The sequence below is a fragment of the Nitrosomonas marina genome (genome assembly GCF_900110145.1).
Classification (GTDB): domain Bacteria; phylum Pseudomonadota; class Gammaproteobacteria; order Burkholderiales; family Nitrosomonadaceae; genus Nitrosomonas; species Nitrosomonas marina.
Window position 1 is genome coordinate 1 of the sequence record NZ_FOCP01000034.1, and the last position, 14355, is coordinate 14355.

Annotated in this window: 7 protein-coding genes and 1 pseudogene; 7 read left to right on the forward strand and 1 reads right to left on the reverse strand. The window is 45.7% G+C overall.

Annotated features, from left to right (window positions below; translation table 11 throughout):
- Positions 1 to 2093, reverse strand: a 2093-nt coding sequence (locus BMX44_RS15320; RefSeq protein WP_143056969.1) for an HzsA-related protein, incomplete at its 3' end; no start/stop codon positions are given.
- A 578-nt stretch (positions 2094 to 2671) separates the two neighbouring features.
- On the opposite strand from BMX44_RS15320, the gene BMX44_RS15330 reads away from it, so the two are divergent.
- The 7 genes and pseudogenes from BMX44_RS15330 (at position 2672) to BMX44_RS15360 (ending at position 14273) form a co-directional block, all read left to right on the forward strand.
- Complete coding sequence (locus tag BMX44_RS15330) at positions 2672 to 4183, forward strand: carboxypeptidase M32 (RefSeq protein ID WP_090634647.1); 1512 nt, start codon at positions 2672 to 2674, stop codon at positions 4181 to 4183.
- A gap of 529 nt (positions 4184 to 4712) precedes the next feature.
- Positions 4713 to 5942: pseudogene (locus BMX44_RS15335) on the forward strand (SulP family inorganic anion transporter).
- A 122-nt stretch (positions 5943 to 6064) separates the two neighbouring features.
- Positions 6065 to 6472, forward strand: coding sequence for a universal stress protein (locus tag BMX44_RS15340; protein ID WP_090634649.1), 408 nt, complete (start codon positions 6065 to 6067; stop codon positions 6470 to 6472).
- Between the two features lie 417 nt (positions 6473 to 6889).
- Positions 6890 to 8362 (forward strand): complex I subunit 4 family protein, encoded by a 1473-nt coding sequence (locus BMX44_RS15345; RefSeq protein WP_090634651.1) that lies wholly within the window; start codon positions 6890 to 6892, stop codon positions 8360 to 8362.
- An 11-nt stretch (positions 8363 to 8373) separates the two neighbouring features.
- Complete coding sequence (locus tag BMX44_RS15350) at positions 8374 to 11646, forward strand: DUF2309 domain-containing protein (RefSeq protein ID WP_090634652.1); 3273 nt, start codon at positions 8374 to 8376, stop codon at positions 11644 to 11646.
- A 1-nt stretch (position 11647) separates the two neighbouring features.
- Positions 11648 to 13216, forward strand: coding sequence for a proton-conducting transporter transmembrane domain-containing protein (locus BMX44_RS15355; RefSeq protein ID WP_090634654.1), 1569 nt, complete (start codon positions 11648 to 11650; stop codon positions 13214 to 13216).
- A 7-nt stretch (positions 13217 to 13223) separates the two neighbouring features.
- On the forward strand, positions 13224 to 14273 hold the full coding sequence (locus tag BMX44_RS15360) for a proton-conducting transporter transmembrane domain-containing protein (protein ID WP_090634656.1): 1050 nt from the start codon (positions 13224 to 13226) through the stop codon (positions 14271 to 14273).
- The last annotated feature ends 82 nt before the right edge of the window (positions 14274 to 14355 follow it).

The following is a 14355-nucleotide window of genomic DNA, read 5'->3' on the forward strand; positions in this document are numbered from 1 at the left end:
CTGGAATGGACATGACAGCCATTGCAGGTTTTCTGTTCGCCAGGGCGCAGGCTTTGCCAGGTCTGGTCGGTATTGAGCGTGCGTCCATCGCAATCGATACCTTGCATGAGGTATGGCATGTTGGCAGGCATTCGTACCAGAAAGCTGGTATCGGGATGGCCGCTGGCGTCAATTGCACGACTGCCGTCGGCATGACGGTTCAATACCGGAAATTCACCGAGAATCGTTACGCGTTCGCCGGCTATATTGGCAATCTCGTTAACAACGTTTCTGTTGCGGTTGGGCATATTGCCCAGAATACGAACGCCGCACAGTTCGTCGTCGGTGTAGTCAATAGTGTCGGTGCCCTGGAGATTGAACTGATGTTCACCGATGAAATGAATGCCATCCTTGGGATCGGTTTCGCGATCGGTAACCGAAGCGGCGCCAAGCAGTCCGAAAGGTGTGCCGGTCTCCAGGCTTGGATGACTGGTGCGCACATCCGCTCTTTCGATGGTATCGGGGTGATCGACACCATGAATATTGGCGTAGGGCACCACGGCGCGTCCCATGATTTCATGCCAGTCTTTTGAATCGACAACCATTTCCAGGTCACCCGGGTGCTGAGACGGAATCTGTGTGGCGCGATAAAGCCCAACGTCGCACCCCGGCGTATCCATTTCCAGTGAAGTGACCAGGTTCATGGCAACTCCGCTGCCGCCACCACTGGTCAGTGGCGGAGCCTGCTTGCCAAGCTCGTTAAAAACCGAATTGTTTACCACCACACTGCACGCGCCTTTACCCCATGCCATCATCAGGCCATTATTCGGCAAAGCTGCCGGATGGCCGAGTTTGCCGGCAAAAGGCAACGGGTCAGCGTAATTGGGGTGTGAGATCGGCTGAGCGCCCAGCCAACCCAGCGTGAAAGATGATGTGTCATCACTGTGTGTCCAGTCTGCAAAATTAATGGCATCACGAGGAACAAAAAAATCAGCGTGACTTGTAACTTCATGGGGACTTTTGCCTTCCTGTCCTTTCGGTTCGGGCATGACACCAACTAAAACGCCAAGCCCTTTGTTGTTTTGACGATAGTAGTCGGCGAACCAGATTCGGTCATCGGATGTCTGTGTGATAAAATGCGCCGCCTTGTGGTCTGCGCCAAAGTAGCTTTTTGTATGATCACCGCTGTGCTGTCCGTAGATCGGAAAGTTTTCTGCACCATCGGGATCCTGTGCATAAATGTGGAACAGATTATCAATTGTGGTATGAGTGCCGGCACCATTATTGGAATAGCGAAACGGCAGGCCGCCGAATATCTGCCAGCTTGAGTAGGCCACGCGGCCGTCTCTGAGCATAAACGGGTGCTGTTCCTGTGACAGTGAATGGTGACTGGCCAGATCCGGATTTTTACCGTCGATGTCAACAGTCCAGATCCGGGTTCCTTTTTTTGATTCGGTGGTACCCCAGACAACTGTGGTGGTATGGTCGTCCCTGGTCGAAGTAAACGCGATGCGCTGATTGCTGATGAACGCTGGGCCTGAGTCGTATACGCCGGTATTAAATGGCAAGGCCTGTATTTGTTTGGTTGAAACGTTGTAAAAATGCAGATGTGCGCCCGTTGTGGCCAGCCGTTTGTTCGGGAAGTCATAGTAACCGAGATCCACAGGATCTGCGTCTGGATGCACAACTTGCGAATGGATGTGTTCCCGGTAATTGGTCAGGCTTCCGCGAAAAACGGAAAAAGCGATTGTGTTGCCGTCAAAAGAAACCGCCGCATCGAGCGCTGCACAAGCATTCGATTGTGTTGAAGTGGACGAACAGTCGAATATGACAGTTTCAACGCCGTTAGGATCGCGATAAACCAAATCGCAAGGGGCGCTGAAATTCGAGAAAAAATTGGTGACATCCGGCAGTACGTCGTAGATGTCGAGACCGGTCATGGTTCTGGTCACCGTTTGTGATTGACCATTAATGGTCACATTGGCAGTCAGATCAAAAGTGTCGGTCGTACGTTTGCACCTGGAATAGACTATTGGCTCTTGAGCATAAGCGATTGATAGCTCAAACAGACAGAATAAGATAATAGTAAAAATAAGTTTAATTCTTATACGCATTACAAAACCCTGAGTTAATTTGTGTAAATAATAATTACTCTTAACTGCGATCTATGTTGACTGGTGGTTTTTTTTATTCAGTACGTTCGCACCCTGAACATTCAGACCTTTTTGCGTCAGAATGAAGACGCTTTTTTTGTTTTATGGATATATCTGTTCAGAATCAGAAATCAGATATTCCATATATTTTTAAATAGAACATTTGGCATGCAGGATATAGGCGATACTGTTATATCAGAATGCCGTTTAAATCGATGGATACGGTGGCCAGAAAATTTCATCAATAAAGCAATCACGAGAAGTAAATTGATTTAATTATTAGAAGTAGGTAAAACCTCATGCATGACAGCATCAAAACTTGGCCTGTAAATCAATATTCCGCGTTCTACCTTGGAAACATCCATCAATGACAATCTTGAAAGTCTGATTGAAGTCATCGATATCATTCTTTCCAAAGAAAACGGGCGTAAGTATACAGGTAATTCATGACGCGCGTGTGACAAAATTACACAATATTTGACAAGAATGTAGTGGTAATATAGTAACATCATGTTTTTAAATTAAATAATGGGGGTGTTGTGAATACAAATAACCTTTATCAAAGCCTGGTTGAGAAATTGGAGGAAATTTCACATTTGAATGGTGTGATGAGTACGATGGGGTGGGACCAGGAAGTTATGATGCCAGTAGGTGCGGCACAGGCACGTTCCAAGCAGATTGCAACGCTCGCCGGCATCATTCATGAGCGTATGACGCATCCGTCTTTGGGCGAATGCCTCGAATTGTTGCAGGAAAAATGTAATCAGGAGAACGCAATTGAGCGGTGCAATATTCTGGAAGCCAAACGTCAATATGATTTAATGACACGAATTCCCCGACGACTTGTGCAAGCATTGGCTGAGTTGGGCTCTCGTGGCCAGTCCATTTGGGTGCAGGCGCGACGGGATAATAGATTTGATAGTTTTGCTCCGGTTATTCAGGAGTTTCTGGCGCTTAAGAAAGAATGGGCCAACTGTGCTTTCCCAGAGATGCGGCCGTATGATGCTAATCTTGATCTGTTTGAACGGGGAACAACTGCGGCTGAAATTTCCGTAATTTTTGATCAGTTGAAATCAGCCCTGATACCGCTGATCGATTCGATTAAGGGCCATGATTATCAACCGGATACCAGTTTCTTAAAAGGTTATTTTTCGATCGATAAGCAAGCGGAATTGGCGCGAAAAATCAGTAAAGATATCGGATTCGATTTTCAAAAAGGGCGCATGGATGTGTCAGTTCATCCGTTTTGTGGTGGCAGCCATCCGACAGATGTGCGCATTACGACACGTTATACCGAACAGGATTTTATTGAATCATTATATGCCGCTATCCATGAAACCGGGCATGCATTGTATGAGCAGGGACGTATGCCGGGATACGAAGATTTGCCGGTTTCCGAATCGTTAACGATGGGTATACATGAATCGCAGTCGCTTTTCTGGGAGCGCATGATTGGACAAAGCAGAGTATTCTGTACTCATTATTTTGAATTGATTTCAAAAACCTTTCCAGGAAATTTTCAGAATAAAACGGCAGATTCACTGTACCAGGCCGTCAACGCCTGTCAACCCGGGTTAATCAGAGTGGAAGCGGATGAATTGACCTATCCTTTGCATGTCATTTTGCGTTTTGAAATCGAAAAAGATTTGTTTGAAGATAAGATCGCAGTCGAAGATCTGCCGGCGGTATGGAACGAAAAAATGGTTTCGTACCTTGGCATTAGCCCTCCAAACGATACGCTGGGTGTACTGCAGGATTCACATTGGAGTGCGGGTGCATTTGGTTATTTTCCTTCGTATACGCTGGGTGCGATTTATGCTTGTCAATTCTACGCAGCGGCACAAAGGGATATAGGAGATATTGAGAGCAAAATTGCAGCAGGGGAGTTTGCGCCAATCAAACACTGGTTAAACGAAAATATACACAGTCAGGGAAGGCTGTACACACCTCGGGAGCTGGTGCTCGGGATAACCGGCGAACCGCTAAATGGTATGCGTTTGATTGAATATCTTAGTGCTAAATATGGAGAATTATATCGGCTGAATGGCTAAGAGTTTTCAAGCTGGCCGGTAGAAAAAAATGTAGAAACTGTTCAGAAAACAACCTTGTTCTGGATTTTTGCGAATTTGACATTTATTGAATTGATAAAACATATAACATTATGAAAATCAATAAATAGAATAAAAAATTGAAATTTTGGATGGCTATTTTATGGAATAGTGGAATTCTCCGTATATGCGTGATCAGTATGTGAATAACACATTGATTATAAACATATTATTTAGAATAATTAAATAAAATTTTTTGATTATCAAAACCATAATCTTTCTTCACGAATTTTTCACATCCCCTGTGTTAAATTTTCGCTGCACATTTAAGCAAGTCAAAAGTAAAACGAAACGAGTTTTAAAATTATAATTGGGGAGAAAGTTTTATATGAGTTCTGAAAAAGAAATTAATCCGTCAAGCGGTTCGCCCGCTGCATCCGGTGAAAATCTGGCGCCTGATGGATCTGTTGTACTGACAGCGGATAAACATTTTGGCGCGGCGGCGTTCCAGGCGAAATATGCCATGCGCGATATGTTTGCCGGTATTATCACCGGTACTATGGCGATCCCGCTGTCGATCGGTATCGCGATGATGTCCGATTATCCGATTAAAGTCGGTTTGGCCACCGTCGTATTTGCCAGCTTTGTTGGCTGGACGATGGCCTGGTTCAGACCCGGCAACTACATTGGCAGTGCCGGTATTGCTGCCGGTCTGGCGCCCGCTCTAGCACTCGGCGTCGCTTCGTTTGGCATGGAAAACATGGCTTTTTGTATTTTCCTGACGGCAGCGATGCAGGCAGTCTGCTGGTATTACAACTGACAGAAATATCTACTGGTTGCGGTGCCGGTCTATCTGGTTGAAGGACTGTTAGCCGGTATTGGCCTGAAGATCTTCTTGAAATTCTTCGAATTCACGTATGAAATTCCGGAAGCAGCCGTTACTGAAGAGTTCTGGAATACTGCTCGGATAATAATGTGTGCGATATCGGCGGTAGGCATGGCAGTATTTATTGTTTTATTCTCTAAATTCAAGGATATACAGCCAGCCATACCGTATTTTGTATTGATCATTGGTGGTGCACTTGTGGGTCTGTTTATACAGGTGCCAATGATTACGGTTGAAGATGTCGACCTTTATTTTAGAATACCGATACCCTCAGCTGATGTTACCATTATGATGTTGGTGCTGATGGTGCTGTTCTGCGCAATGCTGGCGACGATTGACGTGATCGAGCAGGTGATGAGTAACGCTGCGATTGAAAAAATCGATCCGCTGAAGCGTAAATGTAACAGTAACAACAGTCTGCTGGCGATCTGGATCGCAAACATGGGTTCCAGCTTCTTCGGCGGTATGACCAATCTGGACGGCCTGGCGAAAAGTACCACCAACAGACTGGCAGGCGCGTATACCAAATTTTCGCTGGTGTTCATTGGCTCAGTGGTTGCATTTTTCTTGTTCAACTCCGAATATCTGGAATACCTGCCAAAATTTGCGTTGGCAGCGATCATGATGTTCTCGGGTTACAAGATGATTGCCGGTCTGGTACACGTAACGCACTATGGTCCGTACGCAATGATGCTGGCAATTGCAACAGGTCTGCTGGTTTTCGAACTGGGCATTTTCGAGGGCCTGATTATTGCCTTGGTTGCCCATGCTGTAATTCATTACATGGTATACACCAAGCATGACAACATGCCTGGAAGAGACGTTGTCAAGCGTTATTTTGAAAACCTGAAACGCGATAGCGGCAACTTGCAATAATCAAATCAATCGGATTCATTATTTGCATGAGTAACGAAGGGCGGGCCAAACCATTTCTGGACTAGATGGATTTGTAAGGCCTGTCCTTTTTAAACCTAGGATACAATCAAAAGGGATACATAATGTATAAGAAAATCATGGTAGCAATAGATGGCAGTGAAACAGCACAAAGTGCTCTGGAGGAAGCAGAGAATATCGCTAATTCATATAACGCCGGTTTATGTATCGTGCACTGTATTACGGGTGAGGAAGCTGCTGACAAAGCGGCAGGCCAAGCTCTATTGGAAAAATCAGAGGAATCGGTCAACGCATTGAGTATTGAAACCCGTTTGCTGGAAGCAAATATTGCATACGGTACGAATGGAATCTCAGACGCCATCGGAGATGCGGTGAAAGATTGGGGTGCGGATTTGCTAGTGGTGGGCACTGCTAACCGTAGGGGCCTGGAGCGTTTCGTTGTCGGCTCCGTGGCTGAACAGTTGGTTAGTCTTGTGGAGTCTTCCATATTGCTGGTACGTCCACAAAATTAAAGAGCTGATATTCACTTGTTGATATAGTAATTAGCTCATAAAAGAAATAAGAAAATATCGTGCATAACGTTCAAAGTGGGTTCAGCTGTTTTTTTAAACAGGGCGTTGGAGCACAGATGTACAACAAACACGGTTATTGCTCTCTCGTGAAAATAAGAAGTGTTTTATTTGTTAACAAATACAGTGGTCTGGCCAGAATCAGATGGTTTGTTTCGTTGACTGACTGATCAGTTATCATTTTTTTTCATGAAGATGGGTCGCAAGTCTATGCTGACGAGTTTGGTTGGATTACCGGATTAAAACAGTTAACGCGTTTTAAAATGCGGTGTACATTGAACATGTGCTGAACATGTTCAGTCCTCATTATTTCTTTAACTGAGTGATTGCTTTTTTAAGTAAGAAGGTTAAATTAATATAATGGGGATACTCAGTACACTGTTATTGACGCCACTTCTAGGTATTCTTGTTCTGGCAATCCTGCCAGGCGGTAATGCCAGTCAGATTCGTTTTACTGCGAATCTTTTTGCAACTGTAGTATTTTTGTTCAGCTGTTGGCTTGTTGTCGACTACAATCAGCTATACGGCGATATACAGTATTACGAGCAGTTTATCTATAACCCGAACTTTAATTCGGCGTTCGCTTTGGGTGTTGACGGGCTGTCTTTGCCAATGGTGGTTCTGGCAGCCATGTTGACCCTGATTGCGTTACTCGCATCCTTTAGTGTCGTTCATAATATCAAAAGTTACTATATAAGCGTCTTGCTGCTGGAACTGGGCATGCTGGGCGTCTTCCTCTCCCAGGATTGGTCGTTGTTTTATATATTCTGGGAATTAACGCTCATTCCGCTTTTTATTCTCATTGCACGCTGGGGTGGAACGCGCCGTCATGTCGCCAGTATTAACTTCGTGTTATATACCATGGGCGGTTCGATTTTCATGCTGGTGAGTCTGTTGGCGATCAGCCAGTATATGCCAGAACACGGCGGAACGTTGATGGCTGATATGACCGAAGCGGCTCGTAGTATGCCAAGAGACGAGCAATTATGGGTATTACTCGGTTTTCTGATTGGTTTTGGCGTCAAGATGCCCGTTTTCCCCCTTCACGGTTGGTTGCCTTTGGCGCACGTGGAAGCACCCAGCCCGGTCAGTATTTTGCTGTCGGGTATTCTGCTCAAGATGGGTGCTTACGGTTTGATTCGTGTTGTTGTGATGCTGCCGGAAGCGACATTGATTGTACAGCCCTATCTATTGTTCATCGCATTGTTCGGTATGATATACGGTGGCGTGCTTGCCTGGCGGCAATCCGATCTCAAAGCCATGGTGGCGTACTCTTCGGTGAGTCACATGGGTATTGTGCTACTTGGTATAGCAACCTTGAATTTTACCGGTCTGACCGGGGCGGTACTGCAAATGACCGCCCATGGACTGGTTGCCGGGGCGCTGTTTCTGCTGGTCGGTTTGCTGTATGAGCGTACCCACACGCGGAATATCCTCGACTACAGCTCTTTGGTCCAGGTGATGCCGCGATTTGCCTTTTTCATGACAATTACGTTATTTGCAGCGATGGGTATGCCCGGTACAGTCGGCTTTGTTGCTGAACTGCACGCAGTCATTGGCGGTTATCAGCAATGGGGTAATCTCATGCTGTTTCTTGGTTTGAGTATTCTCATCAGTGCCGCATATGCCATGCGGACAGTGGGTATGTTGTTCACAGGACCAGTCAAGCCGCAAATGCGCGAAATTGAAGATTTAAAATTATACGAATTGGTAGCAGCCATTATTCTAGTGGCAGCAATTGTGCTGATGGGTTTGTGGCCTTCGCCACTTATAGATTTGTCCGTAGCGACCATTACCCAGATGCATGACTTTATCAGTCAAAGTATTCAATAGGATTGATGCATATGACCTCAGAATCACTTGATCCACGCGAACGTATCATTGAAGCAATTCATCATATGGACCATGTCCTGCCCGGACAAGGTCCCATTCATGAGTTTGTTCATCACAATACGATACATGGCTTTCAGCATTTTCCATTCGAACAGGCATTGGCGGAATACGAAGCATTGACCGGCGTGTTTGGATATTTATCCGAAACACAAAACCGCGAGCTGTATAAACAGAACAGAATAACAGACAATGATATTTTTGCTGTACTCGCTCAACAAAAGGATTTACAGGCGGAAGATATAGTAATTCAAACCAGCAGGTCTGTTGTTAAAAATAAAGACATCTACCGGGCGGCAATGGTGCATGAGTTGCCAACGCTTTCCATTAGTCAGCTTAACTGGCAAATCGAGGAAAATAATGCGTTGAACACAATACAGCATGATGTGTCAGATTCATCCCGTCAACGCCTGCTTGCCGAGACAGGTGATCAGCACATTGTCGTAAGACAGCTGTGGGAAAGTATTCTAAATAAACTGGATATTGAGCTGGTTGACCTGCATCCGGAAAATATGTTGGATCTTTCGGAAGAAGAAGCGCAGAAATGGCTGGAGAAGGTAAATACCAATCTTGCTCGTGACGAAGATATTCCGGTGCATCAGAAAACACGAAAAGAAGCTGAAGTGATGCTTGGTGATCTGTTGTCCCAGATTGGAGATAAGATTACGCTGCGCGGACTTGTTAAAGCATTGAGCGGTATTGATATTTTGTATTCGATCCGTCCACAGATGATTCGTATCTGCGCATCTGTGCTGGATGAAGGTGTTGCTGCCTGGCAGTTACCAGAGCGCGGTAAAATGGGATTATACGCATCCTGGCGAGCAACCGTTCAGTTTGATGTAAACCCGTTCTTACATGACTTGCCTGACTGGCAGTATATAGTCAGCGAAACGCCTGAAGATCCGGTTGACTGCATTATCATGCAACTAACCCAAATGGAAATACCGGAAGCAAAATGGGAAGGTTATTTACGACGCCTGGCACTCGAATTGCCTGGCTGGTCCGGGCTGATCAACTGGCGGCAGCATCATCCGGAATATGAAACCGAAAATAACGCACCGATTCATCTAGCGGATTATCTGGCCATACGTTTGACACTCGACCGGTTATGGTTAAATCAGGCCTGTAAGGATAACTGGAAAATCGAAGCACGGCTCGGAACCATTGAGTATTATTTTCGAAAAAACCTGTCTGAGTTTATGGTCAGAAAATTCCTGTACCAAGGGGAGCTGCCCGAATACCTGACCACACTTGCCAATGATTTGATCGAACGTACGGGGTCAGAACGTCAACAGCAGGAGGAATGGCAGAATCTTGCAGATTTGATATGGACCTGGCAATTCAGTCCATTGGTTGAAAGCGACCAGGAAAATGCTGCTTTTAACAGTGGCTGGCGTTTATTTCGATTGTGCCAGCATCTGGGACTAGTCGCTGCCGATATACAACAGATGCAAAAAAACGATTTACTGCGCATGCTGTCCATGCTGGATAAATTTACACCAACCGAACGGTGCAAGATCTGGCTTTATGCGTATGAATATCATTACCGTGAAGCTTTCTTAAATGCGATTCGAGCCAATCAAAAACGCGGCAGATGGGCGACGCGCGAACAGCGTCCAGATGCACAAATTGTTTTTTGCATTGATGAACGTGAAGAAAGTATTCGTCGCCAGCTTGAAGAAATAAACCCCAAAATTGAAACTCTTGGAGCCGCCGGTTTTTTTGGGTTGCCGATCAATTACAAAGGGTTGGACGATCATCATCGCACAGCCTTGTGTCCGATTGTTGTTGTGCCTTCTCATAATGTCGATGAAGTGCCCAGAAAGGGCACAGAGTCGATTTATCAGGCACATCTGAAAGGTCACAGTTTTTATCATAAACTTGCGTATCTGCTGAATCAGTCGTTACGACGCAGTCTGGTTCTGTCTCATGCAATGATTGATGCATTGGCTCCGATTATTTTTATTGGGTTGCTCGGGCGTACCTTCGTACCCAAACAGATTCTGGCATTTAACAGTCGCATACGTGAAAAGATTGATAAAAAAGTGCCAACTGAATTACAGTTTAATGCAATTGAACCGGACAAACCTGCAATACCTGAGCAGCCGCGACTTGGGTTTAACGATCAGGAACAGGCAGATCGTCTTGCAGCTTTCATGAAAGCTACGGGTCTGACGTATGGATTTGCAAAAATTGTCTCTTTAATGGCACATGGTTCGACTAGCCAGAATAATCCACATGAAGCGGCGCATGATTGTGGTGCCTGCAGTGGTAAGCGCGGCGGCCCTAATGCCAGGCTTTTTGCTGCAATGGCCAACCGTCCGGCTATTCGCCGGTTACTCGCCGAAAGAGGTATTCAAATACCTGATGATTCCTGGTTTGTCGGGGCAGAGCACGATACCTGCAGCGACGTTATTACCTGGTATGATGTCGAGGATATTCCTGAAAATCTTAAGCAGCATTTCGAATCGGTACGCATTGATATGATACGTGCAAGAGATGCTTCTGCACATGAGCGATGCCGTAGATTTTACTCCGCAAAACATCCAAAAACACCATCCGGAGGGATTGCTCATGTACATTTGAGATCAAATGACCTGAGCCAGGTTCGTCCTGAATATGGGCATGCAACGAATGCTTCGGCGATTGTTGGGCGACGTTCCATTTCGCAAGGTGTCTTTCTCGACAGGCGCGCATTTCTGATTTCCTACGATCCTACCCAGGATCCAGAAGGTAAAGCGCTTGAGAATGTTCTGCTTGCAGTGGGACCTGTTGGTGCGGGGATTAACCTTGAGTATTACTTTTCAACCATCGATAACGATCGTTTCGGTTGTAGCACCAAGATCCCACATAACATTACCGGATTGTTTGGTGTAATGGAAGGCACCAGCAGCGATATCCGTACCGGATTGCCCAAGCAGATGGTAGAGATACACGAGCCAGTGCGTTTACAGATTCTGGTTGAAGCAAAAACCGAAGTTTTAGGAGAAATCTACGGACGTCAGCCCAGTATTCAGGAGCTTGTTGGCGGTGGTTGGGTATTACTGAGCGCGATCGATCCTGATACGGGACAGATATCGTGCTTTGAACGGGGTGTGGGTTTTGTACCGTGGAACCCCGAAGCAATTGCGATACCGGAGGTTGAATCATCGATTGCATATTATCAGGATGTCGATGTGCCGCTGTCGCCGGTTCTGATCAAACAACCTGACATGACGGGAGCCTGACATGGACTATCTGGTCATCTTTATTCCATTGCTGCCTTTTGTTGCGGCAATATTAATCGGCTTTGGTCATCTGTTCAACCAGATCAGTGGTCAAAAGGGTGAAGCTAAAAGTGCGGATATAGCAAAAAATGCGATTTATCTGTCTTGTGTAGCCGCGATAGCCCTGCTGGTAGCCGATCTTTTGGGTCACAATCAAGGTAGTCTGACAGCAGTACAATGGCTTGACAGCGGCGACCTTGAAATTGAACTGAATTTCATCACCTCAGGCTTTAGCGTGATTGTCGCTGTTTTATTTGCGATTATCTTGGTTATCGTAACTCGCTTCTCTACAAATTATATTCATAAGGAATCTGGATTCCATCGTTTCTTTTTTGTTCTAAGCCTTTTTTCCTCGTCGATATTGTTGTTAGTACTTTCGGGTAATGCAGCAGCTACTTTTTTCGGCTGGGAAATAGCCGGTTTGTGCTCTTACTTGTTAATATCCTTTGCTTACGATCGTCCGATCGCAGGAATCAACGCGACGCGTGTATTTGTAACGAACCGCATTGGTGATACCGGATTCATTCTTGGTATAGCGCTGGCTTTTTATTTTGGCGACACAATCAACTGGCTTGACTTAAACAGTGTGGCGGAAAGTATGGCTACCCCTACTGTGACTATCATGAGTCTTTGTTTTGTGGTTGCTGCTATGGCCAAATCGGCGCAATTGCCATTTACGCCCTGGTTGGCCCGTGCGATGGAAGGACCGACCCCATCCAGTGCAGTATTTTATGGCGCCGTAATGATACACGCAGGTATTTTTTTGATTATTTTATTGCGCCCGGTCATCGAACAGGCCCCTTTAACCATGGGCCTGCTGGTAGTAGTAGGTTTATTGACCGCAGTCTATAGTTTCATTGTCGGGCTTACACAAACAGACGTTAAAAGCTCACTGTGCTTTGCCATTTCAGGACAGCTCGGACTGATGTTTCTCGAATGCGGATTGGGTTTATGGGAATTGGCAATGTGGCATCTGTGTGCGCACGCCATTGTAAGAAGTTATCAGGTCCTTACCGCTCCATCGCTATTACATTATGTGCATGGCAATCCAATGAAACCGGTGCCTGAAACTGTTGCGAACAAAAGATGGCTATATATTGCTTCATTGCAACGATTCTGGCTGGACCCCATTACCGACAGAACGCTGGTGAGACCTGTGAACGGGTTAGGTTACGATCTTGATCGTTTTGACAAAAATATCATAGACCGTGCAATGGGCGATCCGGCGTCTTCATTTACCGCGATCACCACTCTGACGCAGCTGGAGAACAAAACGCACAAAAACAGACTGGAAGAAGTTCATGTTGAATTTGTAAAAGGGAAAGGAATTGTTGGTAAATTGCTGGAATGGATTGCAAATATCATGAACTGGTTTGAAGAACGTTTGGTTCTTCGGGGTATCGGGATGGATCTGGTTACGATGGGACGAAAACTCGGTCAAGCGGCTAACACGTTTGAACTGCTGATACTGAAGCCGCGTTATCTGGTGTTATTTGTTTTCATTGTGTTAATGCTTGCCGCTTCAATTTGAGGAATTCATGGATAATGCGAATATAATTTTAAGTACCGATATAGTGGGTTTTCCCATTCTGTCGGTGCTGACACTGATTCCACTGGTCACCATGGTGCTGGTAATCATAACCTCCCAGCCTGGTGTTGCGTTGCGATTGGGTATCGGAGGCGCGATACTGACGCTATTGCTCAGTTTGTATATGCTAAATACCTTTGACCCAGCACAGGTGGTAGGTGTTCAATTCTACGAAAAATACCAGCTTTCTGGATTGACTTATAGTGTTGGTGTTGATGGCACCAGCATACTCTTTGTGGTGGTTACCGCCGTATTGGCTGTGCTTGCAATGATTTACACGCTGACGACCAGGCGTGTGTCGGACAAAATACATATTGCATGCATGCTGGGCTACCAGGGTATTTTAATTGGTGCATTTACTGCAATGAATGCGATGCAATTCTGGTTCTGGTGTTTTCTAGAACTGATCCCGGTTGTTTTGATGACGCTCAGGGCCGGGTCGGGGCAGAATCGCCGCTGGGTTGTTGCACTGCTTTTACAGCACTGGGGAAGCGGACTGTTTATGGTGCTGGCCGGCTTTCTGATGTTGGGCTTTGGCATTATGGTAACTACCGATGTGTTGTCGTTCGATTGGCTGGTATTGAAAGAAAATGACGTCAAGCTCGAATATGCAACCTTAATCTTTTTCCTGCTGTTTTTTGGTTTTGCCATACGCATGCCGCTTTTTCCGTTTCATGGATGGCTGCCCGTATTGGCTGAACAGGGTACGGTGGCAAGTGCCAGTATTTTCCTGGTCAGTTTAAAACTGGGTATCTATGGCGCAATGCGTTTCTTGATTCCACTGCTTCCAGAAGTTGCGGAGCAATGGACATGGTTTGTTACTACATTAGGGTTGATCGGTATCTTTTACGGCGCATTGCTGGCACTGATGCAGATTAATATCCGTCGGCTGCTGGCGTTTGCCATTATCAGCCAAACCGGCTTGTTGGTAATAGGATTGTTTGACTTTAACAAATACGGTATGGAGGGCAGCATACTGCTTTCGGTCCAGACTGTGTGAAAACTCAAAATCTGTGTTTTTGTAGCTGAACTTGCAATCATAGCGGCGTATAAAAATAATCTAAGCGGTTAGAACCAGCCGT